This is a genomic window from Microbacterium sp. NPDC058269 (assembly GCF_042881445.1).
Classification (GTDB): Bacteria; Actinomycetota; Actinomycetes; order Actinomycetales; family Microbacteriaceae; genus Microbacterium.
The window spans coordinates 535,220-554,900 of the sequence record NZ_JBHVXT010000003.1 but is presented as its reverse complement, the minus strand read 5'-3'; the positions used below and the strand labels follow the sequence as shown (position 1 = coordinate 554,900).

Annotated in this window: 20 protein-coding genes and 3 tRNA genes; 11 read left to right on the top strand and 12 right to left on the bottom strand. The window is 68.1% G+C overall.

Annotated features, from left to right (window positions below):
• Positions 1–67 precede the first annotated feature (67 nt).
• From ACFVWL_RS16265 to ACFVWL_RS16250, 4 genes are all read left to right on the top strand, one after another.
• Positions 68–140: transfer RNA gene (locus ACFVWL_RS16265), tRNA-Gly, on the top strand.
• Between the two features lie 54 nt (positions 141–194).
• Positions 195–265 (top strand) — tRNA-Cys (locus ACFVWL_RS16260).
• 26 nt (positions 266–291) lie between these two features.
• Positions 292–363 (top strand) — tRNA-Val (locus ACFVWL_RS16255).
• 127 nt (positions 364–490) lie between these two features.
• Entirely contained in the window at positions 491–1,063 is a 573-nt protein-coding gene (locus ACFVWL_RS16250; protein WP_387184906.1) for a dihydrofolate reductase family protein, read from the top strand.
• 64 nt (positions 1,064–1,127) lie between these two features.
• Here ACFVWL_RS16250 and ACFVWL_RS16245 read toward each other — a convergent pair whose 3' ends face one another.
• From ACFVWL_RS16245 to ACFVWL_RS16215, 7 genes are all read right to left on the bottom strand, one after another.
• On the bottom strand, positions 1,128–2,354 hold the full coding sequence (locus ACFVWL_RS16245; RefSeq protein WP_387184903.1) for a Dyp-type peroxidase: 1,227 nt from the start codon (positions 2,352–2,354) through the stop codon (positions 1,128–1,130).
• Positions 2,354–2,887, bottom strand: coding sequence for a copper chaperone PCu(A)C (locus ACFVWL_RS16240; RefSeq protein ID WP_387184901.1), 534 nt, complete (start codon positions 2,885–2,887; stop codon positions 2,354–2,356). The genes ACFVWL_RS16245 and ACFVWL_RS16240 overlap by 1 nt, the downstream gene beginning before the upstream one ends.
• A gap of 11 nt (positions 2,888–2,898) precedes the next feature.
• A complete protein-coding gene (locus ACFVWL_RS16235) occupies positions 2,899–3,516 on the bottom strand; it encodes a copper resistance protein CopC (RefSeq protein WP_387184899.1) in 618 nt (205 codons plus the stop codon).
• Positions 3,517–3,636: 120 nt separating this feature from the next.
• A complete protein-coding gene (locus tag ACFVWL_RS16230) occupies positions 3,637–4,242 on the bottom strand; it encodes a hypothetical protein (RefSeq protein WP_387184896.1) in 606 nt (201 codons plus the stop codon).
• A 67-nt stretch (positions 4,243–4,309) separates the two neighbouring features.
• Positions 4,310–5,662, bottom strand: a complete 1,353-nt coding sequence (locus ACFVWL_RS16225; protein WP_387184894.1) for a cryptochrome/photolyase family protein — start codon at positions 5,660–5,662, stop codon at positions 4,310–4,312.
• Between the two features lie 39 nt (positions 5,663–5,701).
• Positions 5,702–6,115 (bottom strand): hypothetical protein, encoded by a 414-nt coding sequence (locus tag ACFVWL_RS16220; RefSeq protein ID WP_387184892.1) that lies wholly within the window; start codon positions 6,113–6,115, stop codon positions 5,702–5,704.
• Positions 6,116–6,165: 50 nt separating this feature from the next.
• Complete coding sequence (locus tag ACFVWL_RS16215) at positions 6,166–7,116, bottom strand: alpha/beta hydrolase (RefSeq protein WP_387184890.1); 951 nt, start codon at positions 7,114–7,116, stop codon at positions 6,166–6,168.
• 166 nt (positions 7,117–7,282) lie between these two features.
• On the opposite strand from ACFVWL_RS16215, the gene ACFVWL_RS16210 reads away from it, so the two are divergent.
• The 4 genes from ACFVWL_RS16210 to ACFVWL_RS16195 all read left to right on the top strand — a co-directional run bounded on the left by ACFVWL_RS16210 (position 7,283) and on the right by ACFVWL_RS16195 (position 11,764).
• Entirely contained in the window at positions 7,283–8,440 is a 1,158-nt protein-coding gene (locus ACFVWL_RS16210) for a histidine kinase (protein WP_387184887.1), read from the top strand.
• Positions 8,437–9,120: a response regulator gene (locus tag ACFVWL_RS16205; protein WP_387184884.1), complete on the top strand. Its 684-nt coding sequence runs from the start codon at positions 8,437–8,439 to the stop codon at positions 9,118–9,120. Before ACFVWL_RS16210 ends, ACFVWL_RS16205 begins: the two co-directional genes overlap by 4 nt.
• A gap of 167 nt (positions 9,121–9,287) precedes the next feature.
• Positions 9,288–11,213, top strand: a complete 1,926-nt coding sequence (thrS, locus tag ACFVWL_RS16200) for a threonine--tRNA ligase (protein ID WP_387185341.1) — start codon at positions 9,288–9,290, stop codon at positions 11,211–11,213.
• Entirely contained in the window at positions 11,210–11,764 is a 555-nt protein-coding gene (locus tag ACFVWL_RS16195; protein ID WP_387184881.1) for an HIT family protein, read from the top strand. Before thrS ends, ACFVWL_RS16195 begins: the two co-directional genes overlap by 4 nt.
• 81 nt (positions 11,765–11,845) lie before the next feature.
• Here the strand turns inward: ACFVWL_RS16195 and pdxY are convergent, their stop codons facing one another.
• Both pdxY and ACFVWL_RS16185 read right to left on the bottom strand, forming a co-directional pair.
• A complete protein-coding gene (gene pdxY, locus ACFVWL_RS16190; RefSeq protein ID WP_387184879.1) occupies positions 11,846–12,697 on the bottom strand; it encodes a pyridoxal kinase PdxY in 852 nt (283 codons plus the stop codon).
• Between the two features lie 46 nt (positions 12,698–12,743).
• The gene (locus ACFVWL_RS16185) at positions 12,744–14,051 is read right to left on the bottom strand and encodes an aminotransferase class I/II-fold pyridoxal phosphate-dependent enzyme (RefSeq protein WP_387184876.1); all 1,308 of its coding nucleotides are present in this window, start codon (positions 14,049–14,051) and stop codon (positions 12,744–12,746) included.
• 90 nt (positions 14,052–14,141) lie between these two features.
• On the opposite strand from ACFVWL_RS16185, the gene pdxS reads away from it, so the two are divergent.
• Positions 14,142–15,035 (top strand): pyridoxal 5'-phosphate synthase lyase subunit PdxS, encoded by an 894-nt coding sequence (gene pdxS, locus ACFVWL_RS16180; protein ID WP_387184874.1) that lies wholly within the window; start codon positions 14,142–14,144, stop codon positions 15,033–15,035.
• On the top strand, positions 15,025–15,654 hold the full coding sequence (gene pdxT, locus ACFVWL_RS16175) for a pyridoxal 5'-phosphate synthase glutaminase subunit PdxT (RefSeq protein ID WP_387184872.1): 630 nt from the start codon (positions 15,025–15,027) through the stop codon (positions 15,652–15,654). The genes pdxS and pdxT overlap by 11 nt, the downstream gene beginning before the upstream one ends.
• Here the strand turns inward: pdxT and ACFVWL_RS16170 are convergent.
• The 3 genes from ACFVWL_RS16170 to ACFVWL_RS16160 form a co-directional block, all read right to left on the bottom strand.
• Complete coding sequence (locus tag ACFVWL_RS16170) at positions 15,629–16,996, bottom strand: pyridoxal phosphate-dependent decarboxylase family protein (RefSeq protein ID WP_387184869.1); 1,368 nt, start codon at positions 16,994–16,996, stop codon at positions 15,629–15,631. The genes pdxT and ACFVWL_RS16170 overlap by 26 nt on opposite strands.
• Before the next feature lie 172 nt (positions 16,997–17,168).
• On the bottom strand, positions 17,169–18,092 hold the full coding sequence (locus ACFVWL_RS16165) for an aminoglycoside phosphotransferase family protein (protein ID WP_387184867.1): 924 nt from the start codon (positions 18,090–18,092) through the stop codon (positions 17,169–17,171).
• The gene (locus ACFVWL_RS16160; RefSeq protein WP_387184865.1) at positions 18,089–18,799 is read right to left on the bottom strand and encodes a dienelactone hydrolase family protein; all 711 of its coding nucleotides are present in this window, start codon (positions 18,797–18,799) and stop codon (positions 18,089–18,091) included. The genes ACFVWL_RS16165 and ACFVWL_RS16160 overlap by 4 nt, the downstream gene beginning before the upstream one ends.
• A gap of 86 nt (positions 18,800–18,885) precedes the next feature.
• Between ACFVWL_RS16160 and ACFVWL_RS16155 the strand changes: the two genes are divergently transcribed.
• Positions 18,886–19,647: a YebC/PmpR family DNA-binding transcriptional regulator gene (locus tag ACFVWL_RS16155; RefSeq protein ID WP_267418550.1), complete on the top strand. Its 762-nt coding sequence runs from the start codon at positions 18,886–18,888 to the stop codon at positions 19,645–19,647.
• The last annotated feature ends 34 nt before the right edge of the window (positions 19,648–19,681 follow it).

Below are 19,681 nucleotides of genomic sequence, written 5' to 3'. Positions count from 1 at the left end.
CCGGTTTGGCGGAGTGCGGATCTTCGGCTAATGTTTCATGAGTGCCCGGGACAACCGGGAACAAAATGCGGATGTAGCGCAGTTGGTAGCGCACAACCTTGCCAAGGTTGGGGTCGCGAGTTCGAGTCTCGTCATCCGCTCGAGTGCAGTAGATCTTCTTCGGAAGTTCTGCCGCACGTGGGGTCAATCCACACGGTGGCGTGGCCGAGCGGCTAGGCACCGGCCTGCAAAGCCGTTTACACGGGTTCGAATCCCGTCGCCACCTCACGGAAAACTGAAAAGCCCCAACGGGCGCGATTGGCGCAGCGGTAGCGCGCTTCCCTGACACGGAAGAGGTCACTGGTTCGATCCCAGTATCGCGCACAGACAAACCCCCGGTTCTCCGGGGGTTTTTTCGTGCCCGGAGACGACCGGATGAATGCGGTCGTCGTCCGGCGGCGTTAAGGTGGGGCGATCCGCGAAGATGCGGCTCACGCCAAGGAGATCGGTCATGGGATCGCTTCGATACTCGATCAACGTCACGCTCGACGGCTGCTGCCACCACGAGGCGGGTCTTCCTCCCGACGAGGAGTCGATGCGGTTCTGGACCGCGGAGATGGAGCGCGCCGACGCCCTGCTCTTCGGTCGGGTGACCTACGCGATGATGGAATCCGCATGGCGGAAGCCGGAGACGGGCGTCTGGCCGGACTGGATGAGCGAGTGGGAGGTGCCATTCGCCGAGGCCATCCACAGGGCGAAGAAGTACGTCGTGTCGAGCGCGCTGAGCGTGATCGACTGGAACGCGGAGCTGGTGCACGGCGAGCTTGCAGAGGCGGTCCGACGTCTCAAAGCCGGCTCGGACGGAACGCTGTGGGTAGGCGGCGTCACCCTTCCCGTCGCTCTGGCCGATCTGGGGCTGATCGACGAATACGAGTTCCTCGTGCAGCCGGTGCTCGCCGGGCACGGGCCCACGCTTCTCGCCGGTCTGCGCGAACGCATCCCGCTCGAGCTGATCGCTCGCCAGGAGTTCCGCTCCGGCGCGTTCGCGCTTCGATACCGACCCGCGCGTGACCGGGGGCGGTGACCGCTCGTGCGCCGCGGGATGTCGCTTTGACCGTGCCCGGACGTCGCCGAGCACGGTCAGACGATCACGACAGAAGCGTCTCGCCGATGAAACCGTCCTCCGCGCACCCGGGCGGGATCGCGAATACGGCCGAGCCGATCGGGACCGTCCACTCGTTGAGCAGGTCGAGCTCATCGAGTCGGCGCTGCATCGGGATGAACTGCCGCTCGATGTCGGCCTGGAAAGAGACGAAGATCAGCCCCGACTCGGAGACTTCGGCGTCGACCGGACGCTCGTCGTAGTTGTACGCGCGCCGGAAGATGCGCTCCGACCCGTCGCCACGCGCGCGTCGTATGTGTGCGAACTGCGGGATCACGGGGAAGCCGATCGACGTCTTCGCGTCGAAGTCGGGCTCGTCGAACTCGTCGGTCCCGGTCAAGGGCGCCCCGTTGGCGAGCGTTCTGCCCACGGATGCGTCGCGTCCGCCTCGATCCAGTCTGTCCCACTTGTCGAGGTCCATGCGGATGCGACGGACCACCATGCCGGTCCCGCCCGCGAGCCAGCCATCCGCACTCCACACGACCTCGTCGAAATCCGCTGTGCCCGGTTCGGGGTTGGTCGTGCCGTCCACCTGTCCGAAGAGGTTGCGCATCGTCGTCCCTGGACGCTCCGTGCCGTAGGCGCGGCGGAACCCCTGCTGCGTCCATCGGATGCTCGCGAACCCGCGGGCGTCCTTGAGGAGCATCCGCGTCGCGTGAGCGACGGTGAGCGGATCGTCTCCGGCGATCTGCAAGAGAAGGTCGCCGTCCGAGAACTCGGGCCGCAGCTGATCCACCCTGAAAGCCGGAAGGGGAGCGAGCCAGGAGGGCCCCGCTCCGGCGGCTCGTGCGACGAGCCCGGGGCCGAACCCGAAGGTGATCGTGAGCCGCGCCGGGGAGAGCGCCAGCTCCGGCTCGGAGTCGGCGAGGGCAGGCAGCCCCTGCGTCAGACGAGCCGCGTCATCCGTCAGGATGCGCATCAGGCGGGTGAGACCTTCTCGGTCGACATCCTCGCGGAGATCGAGGCCGAGGAAGATGCCGTGTGCCTGCGCTGCGGTGTCGACACCGGCCTGGTGGACTCCGAAGAACGGCACGGTCAGCTCACCGTTCATCGGGGCGGAGACCGGTTTCGCTGCGCTCTCCTGGCGGTTCAGGGCGAGGTCCACGCCCACGGCCGCGACCGCGCCGACTCCGGCGACAGCGCCTCCGAGGAGGAACTGCCGCCGGGTCGACCCGGCGCGGCGGGAGCGGGCGCCCTCAAGGGGCGCCGACATCAGTGATCCATACCCTCGTGCTCTTCGCCGCCCTCGTAGTTCTCGTTCGCGCCGGAGTAGTCCTTGACAGGAGCGGTGAACTCATACGTGGAGTCGTCGGAGAACGTGAGGGTGAAGGTGACGTCACTGCCCGCGGTGAGAGGACCGGAGAGGCCCATCAGCATGATGTGGTTCGCTCCCGGCTCCAGGGCGAGCTTCCCGCCGGCGGGGATGACGAATCCGCCGTCCTTCTCGCGCATCACCATCTCGCCGGCCTCGTTCTCGACCGTCTCGTGCAGCTCGATCATGTCGGAGGCCTCGGACGTGACGGTGACGACCGTCACGTCGTCGTCACCGCTGTTGAGGAGGGTGCCGAAGGCGGCGGACATCCCCTCGTCCGCGGACTTCACCCAGGCATCCTCGATGGTGACGGCCTCGCCTGCGGGGCGGGAGGCGGACTCGGAGGTGCTGCTCTCCGGCGTGCACCCGGTGAGCGCGAGCAGGGAGACCGCGATCACAGCGGCGAGGCGGGGGAGGTTCTTGGTGGTGTTCACAATGGTGCCTTTCACAGGTCATCTGCCGCGGATCCGCCGTCTTCCGGCGGTGCGGCTGCCGTCCGAGGACGGCGAAGGAATCGAATGAGCACGAGGATGAGGACGGCGATGGCCGCCCCGCCCGCGCCGATGAGCAGCACCCTGACGGCGCTGCCCGAATCTGCGGCGTTCTGATCCGGCTGTTCTGCGGATGCCGAGGGAGCGGCGGCCGTGCCTCCGGACGTCGGAGTCTGCATCGGTTCGGCATCGCCGACCGTGAAGGAGACGACGCCGGCGATCGGATGGCCGTCTTCGGACACGACCTGCCACCGCACCTGGTAGCCGGCAGTCGGCATCCCCGGTGCGAGGGGTGCGGTCACCGTGCGGCCGGCGACCGTGACGTCGCCGGAGACCCAGTCCTTCCCCGATGCGTCGACGACCAGGACGACAGCCCCGGTCAGCGACTCATCGAGCACCAGGAGCTCACCGGAGAACGTCATCGTGATGCTCTCCGGCGGGGACGCCAACTGTTCATCGGCGGCCGGAGTACTGGATATCAATTGGTCGTGGGCAGACGCGGGCGTGGCGATCGCGAGGGTCGCGACCGTCGCCAACGCCAACCCGGCCGCAATCCTGCGGACAGGGGACATGGGAATGGCCTCTCATCAGACGTCGCGTGAGCGGCGTGCATGCATGCATTCAGAACCCGCGCGCGACGAAGGCGCGCGGCGGTGACGCACCACAGGACAGGGGGAAGCCCCGGGCGCGGATCAGATCGCAGCGGAGAGAGGCGGAGCGCGACCTCTGAGGGTCGCGAGGAGAACGAGGTCGCCCGCATTCGCGACGTCGAAGAAACCGTGCAGACGGCGCGAGAGGCGCAGAGCAGGCAGGACCAGGACGTGATCGACACGGCGGCGTAGCCACCGGCCCAGTTGCACGGCGAGGTCGCGCACGGCGATGATCAGGCGCTCGCCCCGATACAGCGCAGCCACCGTCAGCAGTGCGGCGAGCGCGTGGCCCAGCCACATCGACGCGTCGGCGGTGACAGCCTCCGGGATGCCGGTCGTCGCCGGGATCACGAGAGGCGCACCGTGCACGTGGGCCGGGGAGATCCCGGACGGGGTGATGGTGCCGAGCACGAAAAGGGTGTGGAACAGGAACTGGCTCACTGCAACGGAGAGGGTGAGGCGGATGAGCGAGAGAGAACGGCCGGCGAGCAGCACGCAGATCATGAAGGAGAACACCCACGGCACGAGGATGCCGAGCGCTCCGGGCATCTGCCCGCCGCCCGACACGTGGCCGGCAAGTGCGACGAAGATCGCCAGCGACGAGGCAGCGAAGCCGCGGGCGACGGCTGGCTTCCTGGACTCGGTCACAGCTCCAGTCTGGCATGGACGGCGAGTGTGACCCATCGCGGGCTCACCGGCCCTGCCGCCCCCCTGTTCACTCGCGTCCTGACCGCGGCGCTCTCTTGACCAGTTCGTATGCGGCGAGCGCGGCCTTCCGCGTCTCCGCCAAGTCGACGAGGGGTTCGGTGGGCGCGTCAGAGGCCCACCGCGAGATGTAGAGATCCTGTGGGTCGAACTTCTTCGCCTGGAGCTCGGGGTTGAACACGCGGAAGTACGGTGCGGCGTCGGCTCCTGAGCCCGCGACCCACTGCCAGTTGAAGGGGTTGCTGGCCTCATCGGCATCGACGAGCGTGTCCCAGAACCACTGTTCTCCGAGACGCCAGTCGATGAGCAGGTTCTTCACGAGGAAGGACGCGACGACCATCCGTACGCGGTTGTGCATGTAACCGGTGTGCCAGAGCTCGCGCATCCCGGCATCCACGAGAGGAACCCCCGTGTCGCCGTGCTGCCAGGCGTCGAGGTGGGTGGGGTCCAGCGGTGGCCAGGGGAAGGCGTCGAACTCCGGTCGGAGGTTCTCGGTGGCGAGGTCGGGGGAGTGGTACAGCGTGTGCCAGGCGAACTCGCGCCAACCCAGCTCGGAGAGGAATCCGCCGGCGCCATCGACGCCGACCGCCTCATGCCACACCGTGAACGGGCTGATCTCTCCCCAACGGAGGTGGGGCGAGAGCAGGGAAGTGGCTCCTGCGGACGGCTCATCGCGAGCGCGGTCGTACTGCGGGAGGTCCTCATCGAGGAAGCTGCGCAGGCGCCGTCGCGCGGCCGGTTCGCCGGGCTCCCAAGCGGCGCGCAGGCCGCCGGCCCAGTCGGGACGGGTGGGCAGCAGGCCCCAGTCATCGAGAGTGTCGGACGCCGGAGCGCGGTCCGGGCTGTCGAGCGTTCGCGGCTCCGGCAGCGGAGCGCGGGGCGCGGGGAGGGCGAGGCACGCACGCCAGAACGGGGTGAAGACGGAGTAGTGCGTGCCGGATCCGGTCGTCACCGTCCACGGCTCATGCAGCAAAGAGGCGGCGAAGGAGGTGACCTCGAGTCCCTCGGCCCGGAGCGACGCTTTCAGTGCAGCGTCGATCTCGCGCTCGGCGCCACCGTAGCGTCGGTTCCAGAACACGGCTCCCGCTCCGACCTCCGCCACGGTGTCGCGCACGATGCGCTTGACCGGACCGCGACGCAGCACGAGTGCACCTCCACGTTCACGGAGACGCTCGTCGAGCGATGCCAGCGAATGGTGCAGCCACCAGCGGGCTGCACCGCCGAGGGGGCGGATGCCCGGCGATACCTCGTCGAGCACGTACAGCGCGATGACCGGTTCGCCTCGATCGATCGCGGCCCGCAGCGCCGGGTTGTCGGAGAGTCGGAGGTCATCTCGGAACCACACGAGCGAGGGGGAGGTCATGGACACCATTCTCTTCGAGCTCTCGGGAGGGTTCGCCGCTCAACGCCGACGGCGGCTGTGGCGGCGAGGTGCGTCGCCGCCGGTCGACCACAGCGCCCACAGGACGAGGAGCGGCTGCAGGAACAGCCGGCCGAGCCGTCGGGCATCCGTGTCGAGTCCCGGCGTCGAGCGCTTGGTCTGCCATTGGTGGACGTTCCCCGGCATCACGGCGACGAAGAACGCGGCAGTCGCCCATCCGATGCGACGGCGCTCCCTCGGCAGCGCGAGCAGCCCTGCGGCGAGCGCGATCTCGGCGGCACCGGAGGCGATCACGATCGTGTCCTTGTCGAGCCTGGTCAGGCGGGTCGCCCAGTCCGGCACCACCACCCGGAATCCGCGGGTGCTGAGGAAGTGGCCGACCCCGATCGCGCCGAGCGCGATCGCCAGGATCCAACGTGCGACTGCTCTGTCCATCCGTTCACGTTACGTGATGTTCATCGGCTCGAGCCGTGCGCGTTCGCCCGTCACTCCGCGGCGGGCATCCTGGTGCGCTCCCACGACCGGAACTCGTCGACGATGTCCGGCGTATGCGTGTGATGGAGGTAGTGATCTCCGTCGAGCGGCACGACTGTTCCATCCGCGACGGCTCCGGCCTGCTCCTCATGCAGCTCCACCCAGGTGGGGACGGTCGGATTGTTCGCCACGACGAACAGCAACAGGGGGAGGACGTCGGGGAAGCTCGTGCCGAGGGCGTCCTGGAAGTTCGCGGGGAGCAGCGACATCGCGTTCACGTAGGTGGCGCTCAGCGTGTTCCGGTTGGTGAGCAGCGCGATCTGCTCCCGGGCGTCCTCGGAGTACGTGGATTCGTCGTAGCCCGTGCCGCGGAAGGACGCGATGAGGCGCACCAGCCCGAGGTTCTTCGCCGCGGCGAAGAGTCCGACGGGCAGCTCGGTGTCGGATCCTGGCTGACCGGGGACGCTGCTGTCGATCCCGACGAATGCCCGCACCTCGTCGGGATAGCGGTTCGCGAACTGGATGCCGTAGATGCCGGCGATGGAGTGCCCCATCAGGACGTAGTCGTCGATGCCGAGCTCCTGCAGAGCGGAGTGCGTCTCGGTGACGATGTTGTCCGTGGTGCGGGCGCGATCGGTGCCGTCGCTCAGTCCGTATCCGAAGGGCTCCACCACGATCACGCGATGATCCCGCGCGAGCTCGGTGACGAGCGGCTCGAAGTCGAGCACGGGCGATGCGGTGCCGAATCCCGGCAGGAGCACGATGTCCTCCGGGCCCGTACCGGTGATCATGACGTTCATCTCCTGCCCGTCCACGGTGACCTTCTGCCCGTACGGCTCGATGCGATCCTGTTCGACCGCGGTGGCCACCGCATTGCCGACGGTGGTGGCCGCCAGCCCGACGGCGATGACAGCGACGACGGACGTGAGCGCGATGAGCACTCTCTTGACAGGCTTCTTCATGCCGACCTCTCTCGGCGCACGCGCTGTGCGCCCTCGTTCCAGCGTGCCTGCGTGGCACGCGCCGCCGCGTCGCCCGGTCGCAGACACTCGTGTACTGCGATCGCGGTACACGCAGCTCATCCCGGCGGGGGATCCGGCGCCCCCCGTGTCGGGGAATACTGGGATGATGCCGGCACCTCGTCCCCCAGGAATCGCGGCGCAGCTCGGCGACGTGATCGCCGTGGTCGTGGTGGTCCTGTTCGCCGTGTCGCCCTTCCCGGACGAGGCATTCCGCGCGAGTGGATGGCTGCTGGTCGTCGCTCTCGTCCCCGCGGCCGCGATACCGTTCCGACGTCGGCTTCCGCTCATCGTGCTCACCGTGAGTCTGCTGTGCGCAGTGGGCCTGGCATTCGCGGGAGTCCTGTCGCCGAGCGCACTCATCGCCATGGCGATCAGCGCCTTCGCCGTCGTGGACCGTCGAGGGCGACTCGTCGGGTTCGTGGCCGTCGGCGCCGCGACGGCAATCGTCTTCTTCGCCAACGCGCTGCCTCTCGACGGGGATCTCTTCGATCCGCGCGCTCTCCAGTTCGTCTTCATCATCGCTCTCGCCGGGGCACTGGGGGATGCGACCCGGTCGCGGCGGGAGTTCGTCACGGCGATGACCGAACGAGCGGAGCGCGCCGAGCAGGGGCGTGACGAGGAGGCGCGACGGCGTGTCGCCGAAGAACGGGTGCGCATCGCGCGCGACCTGCACGACGTGGTCGCCCACCAGATCTCGGTCATCAGCTTGAACGCCGGCGTGGCGTCATCCGCATTGGAGACCCGCCCGGAGCGGGCGCGGGAGGCCCTGAGCACCATCCGCCGTTCCTCCCGTACCGTGCTCGCCGACATCGGGGGACTGATGGCGCTGCTGCGTTCGGACGATCCGGATGATCTCCGCGATCTCCGCCCCCAGGCGGGCCTCGCCGGGCTTGACAGCCTGGTCACGCAGTTCCGCGAGGCGGGGCTGAACGTCGATCTGCGGGACGATCCCGATCGCCCTGCCCTGTCGCCCTCCAGCGATCACGTTGCCTACCTCGTCGTCCTCGAGGGATTGACCAATGCGCACAAGCACGGTGCGGATGGCACCGCGGTGGTCCGGCTCCAGGCGGAGGACGGGGTGCTCCGTCTGGTCGTCGACAACGCAGTGGCGGCAGAGGCCGACGCCGTATCGGATACCGGTGGCCACGGGCTGCGCGGTCTGCGCGAGCGCGTCGTCGCGGTCCGTGGAGATGTGCGGGCCGGCCGCGAGGGAAGCGCATTCCGCCTCGAGGTGCGGATTCCCCTCGACGGAGGTGCAGGATGATCCGGGTGCTCGTCGTCGACGATCAGCCGTTGGTGCGGCAGGCCGTCCGCGACATCCTCGTCGACGGCGGCATAGAGGTGGTCGGCGAGGCCGCGACCGGACGCGAGGCGATCTCCGCGGCGCGCGATTCGATGCCGGATGTCGTCGTGATGGACATTCGGATGCCGGAGCTCGACGGCATAGCCGCCACAGCGCAGATCATGAGCTCTCCGCTGTCCGCGACGACACGAGTGCTCATCCTGACGACGTTCGAGGAGGACGATTACGTCGTGGCTGCGCTCCGCGCCGGAGCGAGCGGGTTCATCGGCAAAGGTGCGGAGCCGGAGGACATCGTCAGTGCCGTGCAGGTGGTGCACCGCGGAGAGGCGCTCCTGTCGTCGGCCGCGACACGTTCGCTGATCGAGCGCTCCGTGCTGCCGCAGCCTCCGCGAGCCGACGCCTGGCACGACGACTCCCTGCGGCAACTCACGGAACGTGAGCGCGAGGTGCTCCTCCTCGTCGCGGGTGGGGCGTCGAATCAGGACATCGCGGACGGCCTCGTGATCTCGCCGCACACCGCGAAGACCCATGTGAACCGCATCATGTCGAAGCTGCACGCACGCGATCGGGCGCAGCTCGTGATCCACGCCTATGAGTCGGGGATCGTGATTCCATCGCGCGACACCGGCCCGCGCGGCTGAAAGCTGTCCACGGCCGCCGCGACCAGACGACCGCCGCGCGTGTAGCGGTCGGGAGGGCCCGGTCGTGAGAGTAACCTGGGTACCGACCCAGATGGAGAGTTTCTGTGCCTGAAAACGCCCGGCCGAATGACGGCTTCGCCCTGTTCACTGACCGAAACGTCGTCGCGATGCGCGTCAACGGCGATCTCAAGGATCTCGCCACGATCGTCACCGACACCGACGAGGTCGAAGCGGTCACGATCGACAGCGCGGACGGACTGAACATCCTCCGCCATTCCGCGGCCCATGTGCTGGCGCAGGCGGTGCAGCGCATCAACCCGCAGGCGAACCTCGGCATCGGCCCGCCCATCACGGACGGGTTCTACTACGACTTCGGCGTCGAGACCCCGTTCACGCCCGAAGACATCAAGGCGATCACCAAGGAGATGCAGCGCATCGTCCGCGAGGGTCAGCGCTTCGTCCGCCGTGTCGTTACCGATGAAGAGGCCCGCTCCGAGCTCGCGAACGAGCCGTTCAAGCTGGAACTCATCGGTCTCAAGGGTGGGAAGGAAGCCGCCGAAGGCGCTTCCGTCGAGGTCGGCGAAGGCGAGCTGACGATCTACGACAACACCACCCGTGACGGAGAGGTCGTCTGGAAGGACCTCTGCCGCGGCCCGCACCTCCCCAACACGCGCATGATCGGGAACGGCTGGGACCTCACCCGTATCGCCGCCGCATACTGGCGCGGCAGCGAGAAGAACCCGCAGCTGCAGCGCATCTACGGCACGGCCTGGCCGACCAAGGACGAGCTGCGCGCCTACCAGGAGCGCATCGCCGAGGCGGAGCGTCGTGACCACCGCAAGCTCGGTGCCGAGATGGACCTGTTCTCGTTCCCCGACGAGATCGGCTCCGGACTCGCTGTGTTCCATCCCAAGGGCGGCATCATCCGCTACGAGATCGAGGAGAACCTGCGCAGGCACCTGCTGCGCAACGGGTACGACCTCGTGAACAGCCCGCACATCACGAAGAAGGACCTCTTCATGACGTCGGGCCACCTGCAGACCTATGCCGACGGCATGTTCCCGCCGATGCACCTCGACGAGATCGTCGACGAGGAGGGGAACGTCACGCGTCAGGGGCAGGACTACTACCTGAAGCCGATGAACTGCCCGTTCCACAACCTCATCTTCCGTTCGCGCGGGCGCTCCTACCGCGAGCTGCCGCTGCGTCTGGCCGAGTTCGGGACGGTCTACCGCTACGAGAAGAGCGGCACGCTCTCCGGGCTGACCCGAGTGCGTGGTCTGACCCAGGACGACGCCCACATCTACGTCGCTCAGGACCAGGTCAAGGAGGAGCTCACCACCAACCTGAACCTCGTCCTCGACCTGCTCCGCGACTACGGCCTCAACGACTTCTACCTCGAGCTGTCGACGAATGAGGAGGGGAACCCGAAGTTCCTCGGTGAGCCGGAGCAGTGGTCGACGGCGATCGACACGCTGCGTGAGGTCGCGATCGAGTCCGGCCTCGAACTGGTCGCCGACCCCGGCGGCGCGGCCTTCTACGGTCCGAAGATCTCCGTACAGGCACGTGACGCGATCGGGCGCACCTGGCAGATGTCGACCATCCAGCTCGACTTCAACCAGCCGGACCGCTTCGAGCTGGAGTACACCGGACCCGACGGGCAGAAGCACCGGCCGGTGATGATCCACCGCGCACTCCTCGGCTCCGTCGAGCGCTTCTTCGCGATCCTCCTCGAGCACTACGCCGGCGACTTCCCGCTCTGGCTCGCACCCAGCCAGGTAGTCGGCGTCCCGGTCGCCGAGCAGTACGGCGATTATCTGGACGACGTCATCGGGCAGTTGCGCGCTGCGGGCGCCCGGGCCGACGTCGACCACTCGGATGACCGTATGCAGAAGAAGATCCGCACCCACACGACGGCGAAGGTGCCCGTCATCCTCATCGTCGGCGAGCAGGATCGTGCCGCGGGAACGGTGTCGTTCCGCTTCCGTGACGGCACGCAGGAGAACGGCGTCCCTGTCGCGGACGCGGTGCGCCGGATCAGTGCCGCCATCGACACCCACGCCCTCGTGCTGAAGGCAGGGGACCTGGCGTGACCGTGGGGGAGCAGCCGCTGGAGGACGCCGGACGCCTCGCCGGCGTGCCCGACGAGTTCCAGCGGCTGTGGACCCCGCACCGGATGGCGTACATCCAGGCGGGGCCGGAGCCGCTGCGCGAGGAGTGCCCGTTCTGCGAGGCGCCGAAGTTCCCTGACGCCGAACGATTGGTTGTCGCTCGCGGCGAGACGGCCTATGTGCTGCTCAACCTCTTCCCGTACAACTCGGGCCATCTGCTGGTCTGCCCCTACCGCCACATCGCCACCTACGACCAGGCGACGCCGCAAGAGGTCGCCGAGATCGGCGCACTGACGCAGACGGCGATGCGGGTCCTGCGGGAGGTGTCGCGCTGCGACGGCTTCAACCTGGGCATGAACCAAGGTGCGGTGGCGGGAGCGGGTGTCGACGCCCACCTGCACCAGCACGTGGTGCCGCGATGGACGTCGGATGCGAACTTCTTCCCCATCATCGCGAAGACGAAGGCCCTCCCGCAGCTCCTGGGCGAAGTGCGCGAGGCCGTGGCGAACGCCTGGCCGGAATCCGGCCACTGAGGCCGGCGCCTTCGTCTCTCAACGCTCGCTGAAGCGGCGGGCGGCCGTCGAGCGAGCGGTGCGGCGAGGGGGAAGGCGGGCTCAGCGTACCTGACGCGCGGTGAACTGCATCCGCGGGTGGGCGTAGTACTCCTGCGCCTCGACGAGCTGCAGTTCGCGTTCACCCGACTCGAGTGTCGCCTTGAGCAGGTCGTACACGCTGGAGGCCGTGCGCTCGAGAGCGATCTTCGCGCTGCCGGTCTCGACGTAGTGCGCGGTGAACAGTGCGGCGGTCACATCGCCCGAGCCGTTCGCCTTCATCGGCAGATGCGGGGTCTGCACGATCCAGGCGCCGTCCCCGTCGGCGGCGAGCATCTCGATGGTGCCCTCCTCGCGGTCGGGGCGCTCGACACTCGTCACGAGCACGGTGCGCGGACCCATCGCATGGGCGAGATCGACCGACGCGAGAGTGGACTCCAGCGTGTCCGGCTCGGTGTCGGTGAGGAAGCCGAGCTCGAACTGGTTCGGCGTGATGATGTCCGCCACTGGAACGACACGCTCGCGCAGCAGCGCCGGGATGGCCGGGGCGACGAAGCAGCCGGACTTCGCGTTGCCCATGACCGGGTCGCACGCGTAGACGGCGTTCGGGTTCGCGGCCTTGACGCGCATGACGGCGTCGATGATCACGTCGCCGATGCCCTCGCCGCCCTGGTAGCCGCTGAGGAGTGCGTCGATCTGACCGAAGACGCCGCGCTCCTCGATGCCGGTGATGACCTCGCGCACGTCGTCGGGAGCGATCATCGGTCCGCGCCAGGCGCCGTAACCGGTGTGGTTCGAGAAGTTCACCGTGTAGACCGGGAGCACCTCGACGCCGATGCGCTGCAGCGGGAACACGGCGGCGGAGTTGCCCACATGCCCGTAGGCCACGGCTGACTGGATGGAGAGGATCTTCATTCTCCGACTCTTTCGTTCAGGGCGGGCTGGTGCCCGCGACGGATGGTCATCGCCCGGCGGCGACGAGGTCTGCGACGAGGGATTCGGCCTCATCGTCGGAGAGGTCGTGCACGGTCAGGCGCAGATGGTGCGAGGGCGCTGCCTTCTCGTCGAGAGCGAAGTCGTCCCCGGTGCGCGCGAGCCATCCACGGCGCATGAGTCGGTCGGCGACCGTGCGCGCGGCCTGGGGGAACTGGACCCACAGGCTCATGCCGTCGGACACCGCCGCATCGATGCCGTTCGCGCGCAGTCGTGCGGCGAACGCGTCGTTCCGCTCGGCATAGTGCGCGGCGGCCGCAGCAACTTCGGCCATCACCTTCTCGTCGGTCAACTGGGTGAGCGCCAGACGCTGCAGCAGGTGGCTGACCCAGGTGGTGCCGGGGCTCAACCGCATGGCCAGGCGTTCGGCGGTCTCGGCGTCCGTCGCGGCGATGGCGAGGCACATGTCCGGACCCAGGAACTTCGAGACGGAGCGCACGAGCGCGAAACGGCGGTGGTCTGGTCCGATGAGTGATTCGTACGGCCGTTGCGAGAGCATCGAGAAGTGGTCGTCTTCGATGATCAGCACGTAGGGGTGATCGGCGAGCACGGCACGGAGTTCTGCAGCGCGCGACGCGGTGAGGCTGGCCCCGGTCGGATTCTGCGCCCGCGGCGTGCAGATGATGGCTCGTACACCCGCCTCCAGTGCGGAACGCAGGCCGTCGACGGTCATGCCCTCCGCATCGACCGGCACCGGAACCGCCCGGTATCCGCCCAGCCGCACCGTGTGGATGCTCGCCAGGAAACAGGGGTCTTCGAGGGCGACGGCGTCATCACGCATCAGAGCCTGGGCCAGCAGCCGCTCGACGGCATCGACCGCGCCGCTGGTGATCGTGATGCGGAAGTCGACGTCACCGAGGTCGGCAGAGATCCAGCGCCTGGACCACTCCTCGAGCCCGCGATCTATCACGGGCTCGCCGTAGAGCACCGGGCGCGAGGCGATGGTCATCAGCGCCGGTGCCGGATCAGGGATGAGGCGCGGGTCGGGGTTTCCGGTGCCGATGTCGCGGAGCACGGTGTCGGGGGCGTACCCCTCCTGGGCCACGGCTTCGAGGCCGGCGACGATGGTTCCGGCGCGCCCACGGGAGATCACGAGGCCCGCCTGGGCGAGCTGCCGATACGCGGCGACGGCTGTGTTCCGGTTGACGCCGAGGGTGGCCGCGAGCTCTCGCACCGGGGGGAGCACGGCGCCCGCGTGGAGGATTCCGCGGTCGCGCAGGGAACGCACGCTGTCGGCGATGTCCGATGCGGTGGTGCCTGTGATCTGGTCGCTCATGGTCCTCCTCAGCGATTCTAGGTCGAATCGGACAGTGCTAGGTTTGATCTAGATCAAACCCGACTTCGGTGCATCCGACAGGAGTTCCCCATGGCAGAGCAGACAACCACCGGATCCGCGCGCGTCAAGCGCGGCCTCGCCGAGATGCTCAAGGGCGGCGTCATCATGGACGTCGTCACGGCAGAGCAGGCGAAGATCGCCGAAGACGCCGGCGCGGTAGCGGTCATGGCACTCGAGCGCGTGCCGGCCGACATCCGTGCGCAGGGCGGCGTCTCGCGAATGAGCGACCCCGACATGATCGACAGCATCATCGACACGGTCTCCATCCCGGTGATGGCCAAGGCGCGCATCGGACACTTCGTCGAGGCGCAGGTGCTGCAGGAACTCGGGGTCGACTACATCGACGAGTCCGAGGTGCTCTCGCCTGCCGACTACGTCAACCACATCGACAAGTTCGGCTTCACGGTTCCGTTCGTGTGCGGCGCGACGAACCTCGGCGAGGCGCTTCGTCGTATCAACGAGGGTGCGGCGATGATCCGCTCCAAGGGAGAGGCCGGCACCGGCGACGTCTCCGAGGCGATGAAGCACATCCGCAAGATCCGCGGCGAGATCGCCGCCCTCACCGCGCTGCCCAAGGACGAGCTGTTCGTCGCAGCCAAGGAGCTCCAGGCGCCCTACGAGCTCGTGGCCGAGATCGCCGAGACCGGCAAGCTCCCCGTCGTGCTGTTCGTGGCCGGCGGCGTTGCGACCCCCGCGGATGCCGCGATGATGATGCAGCTCGGCGCCGACGGCGTGTTCGTCGGCTCTGGGATCTTCAAGTCGGGAAACCCCGTCGAGCGTGCGAAGGCGATCGTCAAGGCGACCACCTTCTACGACGACGCCAAGGTCATCGCCGAGGTCTCGCGCGGGCTGGGTGAGGCCATGGTCGGCATCAACGTCAGCGATCTCCCCGCTCCGCACCGTCTCGCCGAGCGTGGCTGGTAACACCAGGGTCGGCGTCCTCGCGCTGCAGGGCGACGTGCGCGAGCATGCCGCCCTGCTCGCGGGGCTCGGTGCCGATGTGGTGTTGGTGCGCCGCCCCGACGACCTCGCATCGGTCGACGGTCTCGTGATCCCGGGCGGAGAGTCGAGCGTGATCGACAAGCTCTCCCGCATCTTCGGCATGCAGGAGCCGATCCGCGAGCGCATCGCGGCGGGGCTCCCGGTCTACGGGACGTGCGCGGGACTCATCCTCCTCGCGAACACGGTTCTCGATGGGATCGAGGGGCAGCAGTCCTTCGGCGGCATGGACATCGAGGTGCGTCGCAACGCTTTCGGCCGTCAGACCGAGTCGTTCGAGACCGACCTCGACGTCCCGGCTCTCGGTGAGCCGACGGTGCGCGCGACCTTCATCAGAGCCCCCATCGTCGAGCGCGTCGGGGCCGGCGTCGACGCGCTCGCCTCGCTGCCGGATGGCACCGTGGTCGCCGTGCAGCAGGGCAACCTGATCGGTACGAGCTTCCACCCCGAGGTTGATGGGGAGACGCGCTTCCACGCGCGGTTCCTCGCCCTGGCCGAGGCCTTCGCCCGGACGCGGTCTATGCGTGCGGCACCAGTTCCCTGATCGCCGCCACCGTGCGGTCGATGTCAGTGGCGGTCGTCGCCCACGACGACATCGAGCATCGCTGCGTCGCGCGGCCTCGCCACTCTGCTCCGGTTACCGCCGCCGTTCCCTCATCGAGGATGGCGCGGCCGAGGGCGCGCGTGGCATCGTCGGACTCGAGTCGGAACATCACCTGGGTGTAGTCAACGTCGTTGACGACGTGGACCCCGGGGATCGACCGCAGTCCGGATGCCATCGCCACGGCGTTCTCATGCAGCCGGTTCATCAGCTGGACGATGCCCGAGCGGCCGAGGCTGCGCAACGCGGCCCACGCCGGCACCCCTCGTGCGCGTCTGGAGAGCTCGGGCGTCACGTCCCACGGATCGAGCCCCGTGTACATCAGGTAGTCGCCGCCCGTGCGGAACGCGGCGATCGAGTCGGCGGGGTCGCGCACGATCGCCATGCCGCAGTCGTACGGCACGTTGAGGGTCTTGTGTCCGTCGGTCGCCCAGGAATCCGCCCGCTCCATGCCTGCTGTGAGCGATCGGAGCGCAGGGGATGCGGCAGCCCAGAGTCCGAAGGCCCCATCGACATGCACCCAGGCCTCGTGCGCCCGGGCGATCGGGATCAGCGCTCGGAAGTCGTCGAAGGCGCCCGTGTGCACCTCGCCGGCCTGCAGGCAGACGATGAGCGGGCCGGCGCCGCCGCGGAGTTCCCGCTCGAGTGCATCGGCCTTCATCCGCCCCTGGTCATCGGAGTCGATCACGATCAGCTCTGCGCGTCCGATCCCCAGGAAACGGGCGGCGCGATCGATGGAGCCGTGCCGGTCGGCACCCACGACGAAGCGCAGCGCGGGTGCCTCACGCAGCCCGAGTTCGGCCAGGTCCCAGCCGGCTCGGGCCAGCACGGCCTGACGAGCGGACGCGAGGCAGGTGAAGTTGGCAAGCTGCCCACCGGTGACGAACCCGACGCTCGCCGAGGCAGGCAGCCCGAACAGTTCCCGCATCCAGCGTCCGGCGACCTGCTCCATGGCGACTGTCGCCGGGGCCAACGCCGAGGAACCGGAGTTCTGGTCCCAAGCCGAGACGAGCCAATCCGCCGCTAGTGCGGCCGGATGGGTGCCGCCGATGACGAAGCCGAAGAATCGTCCCCCGGGGATCGCGACGAGTCCGGGGTCGGCGCGCGTCGCGATCTCCTCGACCACCTGTGCGGGATCGGTGCCCTCCGCGGGAAAAGGGCCGCCGAAGGCATCGAGCATCTCGTCGAGGCTCGCGCGGGGCCAGACCGGTCGCTCGTCGAGGGTGTCCAGGAACTCCGTCGCACGGCGGTGGGCGGCGTCGAGAGCACGTTCCCGCTCGTCCATGGCGTCAGTCTCCCACCGCGTCGGAAGCCCGGCAAGGCGTTGACTGGCGGTCACGAGATCGATGGCAGAGCACGCCGCGATCGGAGTGCGCGTCGAGTCGGATCTCCAGACTCGATCGCATGACGTGTCCTCGTGAGTGGCAGTGCCTAGATACTGCGCGTACCTGACCCCGTCAGAGCAGTGTGGCGAGCCACCGCAGGGCGGGAATCGCCTGCGCGCGCTGGAACTCCCGGAGGCCGGGAAGCTGCGGGATTTCGGGCAGTGCCTGCTGGTACCAGAGGAACGACGCGAACGCGGAGATCACCGGAAGGAGCACGCTCTGCGGCGGTGCCTCGTGTTCCTCGAAGACCGCCCACGCCTCTTCGCATGACGGCCCGCCGGATGCCTCGATGCTCGGGAGTAGACAGGGGAGGTCGATCCACGCGGCGCCCCTCCTCGCGCGCGGCCAGTCCAGCAGGTGCGCTCGTCCGTCGCTGATCAGGATATTGTCGGCGCGCACGTCGTCGTGCACGATGACGTCGCCGTGCAGCGCGTCGCGGAATCCGTCTTCGATGCGCAGCAGCTGCGGTGTACGCTCCGACAGGCCGTGGGGGAGAGCTTCGAGAAGGTGTGGATCCGCCGCGATCTCGCTCCAACGAGTGAAACCCGGGATCATGCGGTCTTCTGCACGAGGCATCTCCAACGGCGCAGGGGTGCTCGACAGATTTCGCAGGGCACGCGCCACGGCGTGCAGATCCTCGGTGGTCCACGGCTGGCCCGGGTGGTACCCGTCGATCGCCTCGATCACTAGTGCGGTACCCACGGAGTCGTCCATGGCGGCGAGGAGGCGCGGGGCGACCGAGGACGGCAGATGCGCGAGCGTGCGCATCTCCTCGCGGAGGAAGTACAGGGAGTCCGCGTGCCAGTCGGCGGCACAGGCCTTGACGAACGCGTTCCCGGCCGTGGTCGTCACGACTCCCGCGTAGGAGGCGCTGAAGCCGCCGTGAGCGGGTTCGTCCCCCACGAAGTCACCGCCGATAGCGCTGACGATCTGTGCGCGAAGCGAGGGAGGAAGAGTCGTCCAGGTGGGCCGGAGACGGTCCGCTCCTGCCTTCATCGTGCCGTGCCCTCCGCGTCGTGACAGTTCCGCCGGTGGGAGAGCAGCCAGTCGTAGAACTCGGGGTTGTCGTACGTCTCGGTCCAGGAATCGTGACCGACGCCCGCATAACGCGTGAACCGCACGTCGGCGTCGAGCGACCGGAGCTCGGTCACGATCTGCTCGGTGGCGGAGATCGGCACGACATCGTCGGCGTCACCGTGGAACGCCCAGACGGGCAGGCTGCGGATCGGCGCGGCGCTCTGCATCCACAGCCCACCGCAGATCGGTGCGATCGCGGCGAACCGATCGGGATAGCGAATCGCCAGGCTCCAGGTTCCGAAGCCGCCCATGCTGAGTCCTGTCACCGAGATGCGCGACGGATCGATGCGGTGCGCCGCGGAGACCTCGTCGAGCAGCGCGGACAACGTCGAGAGCTCCGCGACCCACTGACTCGATTCGTCGCACTGGGGCGTGACGAGGACGAACGGGAACTCGTGGCCGTCGTCCGCCAGCTTCGGTGGGCCGTGCACCGCAGCGAGGTCGACGTCGGAACCTCGTTCGCCGGCACCGTGCAGGAACAGCACGAGGGGCCACAGCCTGCTCGGATCGGCGTCGTAGCCGTCTGGCAGATGGACGAGGTATCGCAGCGTGTCGGCGGGTGTCGGCTCGCCGTCGCGCACGTCCGACGAGCGGAGGACAGGAGTGATGTGTCGCGATCTGCGCATGCCTCCATCCTGCTCCACTTGCGCCGTTCGTTAGAATGGACGACGCGCTGAGTGCGAGCTCACGCGGATACGACGAGCGGAGACATATGTCCGGGCATTCCAAGTGGGCGACCACGAAGCACAAGAAGGCCATCATCGACTCCAGGCGCGCGAAGTCCTGGGCCAAGCTCATCAAGAACATCGAGGTCGCCGCGAAGCTCGGCGGACCTGATCTTGCGGGCAACCCGACGCTCTTCGACGCGGTACAGAAGGCCAAGAAGACCTCTGTCCCCAAGGACAACATCGACCGCGCGGTGAAGCGCGGTGCCGGAATCGGCGGCGAGGCCGTCGAGTACCTCTCGATCATGTACGAGGGCTACGGGCCCAACGGCGTCGCCCTCATGATCGAGTGTCTGACCGACAACAAGAACCGCGCGGCCGCCGAGGTGCGCACGGCCCTCAGCCGCAACGGCGGCACGCTGGCTGACCCTGGCAGCGTCGCGTACAACTTCAGCCGCAAGGGCGTCATCGTCGTCGGCTCCGAGGGCACGACCGAAGACGACGTCATGATGGCGGCGCTCGAGGCCGGCGCCGAGGAGATCGAGCCGCATGCCGAGGGCTTCGAGGTCATCACCGAGGCGACCGACCTGGTGGCCGTGCGCAGCGCGCTGCAGGAAGCGGGAATCGACTACGAATCGGCCGACGTCGAGTTCGTCCCGAACCTCAAGGTCGAGATCGACGCAGATACGGCACGCAAGATCTTCCGCCTCATCGACGCCCTCGAAGACAGCGAAGACGTGCAGAACGTGTTCACGAACTTCGACCTCACCCCCGAGGTTCAGGCCGAGCTGGAGAACGACGAGGCGTAGGCGCGCCGGACCGCCTGTGTCGGCTCCGCCGCCT

What these genes read in the sequence shown, in the direction of transcription:
- ACFVWL_RS16250 (WP_387184906.1), top strand. Translation starts at nt 491, where the DNA reads ATGGGATCGCTTCGATACTCGATCAACGTCACGCTCGACGGCTGCTGC.
- ACFVWL_RS16245 (WP_387184903.1), bottom strand. Translation starts at nt 2,354, where the DNA reads ATGTCGGCGCCCCTTGAGGGCGCCCGCTCCCGCCGCGCCGGGTCGACC.
- ACFVWL_RS16235 (WP_387184899.1), bottom strand. Translation starts at nt 3,516, where the DNA reads ATGTCCCCTGTCCGCAGGATTGCGGCCGGGTTGGCGTTGGCGACGGTC.
- ACFVWL_RS16225 (WP_387184894.1), bottom strand. Translation starts at nt 5,662, where the DNA reads ATGACCTCCCCCTCGCTCGTGTGGTTCCGAGATGACCTCCGACTCTCC.
- ACFVWL_RS16220 (WP_387184892.1), bottom strand. Translation starts at nt 6,115, where the DNA reads ATGGACAGAGCAGTCGCACGTTGGATCCTGGCGATCGCGCTCGGCGCG.
- ACFVWL_RS16215 (WP_387184890.1), bottom strand. Translation starts at nt 7,116, where the DNA reads ATGAAGAAGCCTGTCAAGAGAGTGCTCATCGCGCTCACGTCCGTCGTC.
- ACFVWL_RS16210 (WP_387184887.1), top strand. Translation starts at nt 7,283, where the DNA reads ATGCCGGCACCTCGTCCCCCAGGAATCGCGGCGCAGCTCGGCGACGTG.
- ACFVWL_RS16205 (WP_387184884.1), top strand. Translation starts at nt 8,437, where the DNA reads ATGATCCGGGTGCTCGTCGTCGACGATCAGCCGTTGGTGCGGCAGGCC.
- thrS (WP_387185341.1), top strand. Translation starts at nt 9,288, where the DNA reads ATGCGCGTCAACGGCGATCTCAAGGATCTCGCCACGATCGTCACCGAC.
- pdxY (WP_387184879.1), bottom strand. Translation starts at nt 12,697, where the DNA reads ATGAAGATCCTCTCCATCCAGTCAGCCGTGGCCTACGGGCATGTGGGC.
- ACFVWL_RS16185 (WP_387184876.1), bottom strand. Translation starts at nt 14,051, where the DNA reads ATGAGCGACCAGATCACAGGCACCACCGCATCGGACATCGCCGACAGC.
- pdxS (WP_387184874.1), top strand. Translation starts at nt 14,142, where the DNA reads ATGGCAGAGCAGACAACCACCGGATCCGCGCGCGTCAAGCGCGGCCTC.
- ACFVWL_RS16170 (WP_387184869.1), bottom strand. Translation starts at nt 16,996, where the DNA reads ATGGACGAGCGGGAACGTGCTCTCGACGCCGCCCACCGCCGTGCGACG.
- ACFVWL_RS16165 (WP_387184867.1), bottom strand. Translation starts at nt 18,092, where the DNA reads ATGAAGGCAGGAGCGGACCGTCTCCGGCCCACCTGGACGACTCTTCCT.
- ACFVWL_RS16160 (WP_387184865.1), bottom strand. Translation starts at nt 18,799, where the DNA reads ATGCGCAGATCGCGACACATCACTCCTGTCCTCCGCTCGTCGGACGTG.
- ACFVWL_RS16155 (WP_267418550.1), top strand. Translation starts at nt 18,886, where the DNA reads ATGTCCGGGCATTCCAAGTGGGCGACCACGAAGCACAAGAAGGCCATC.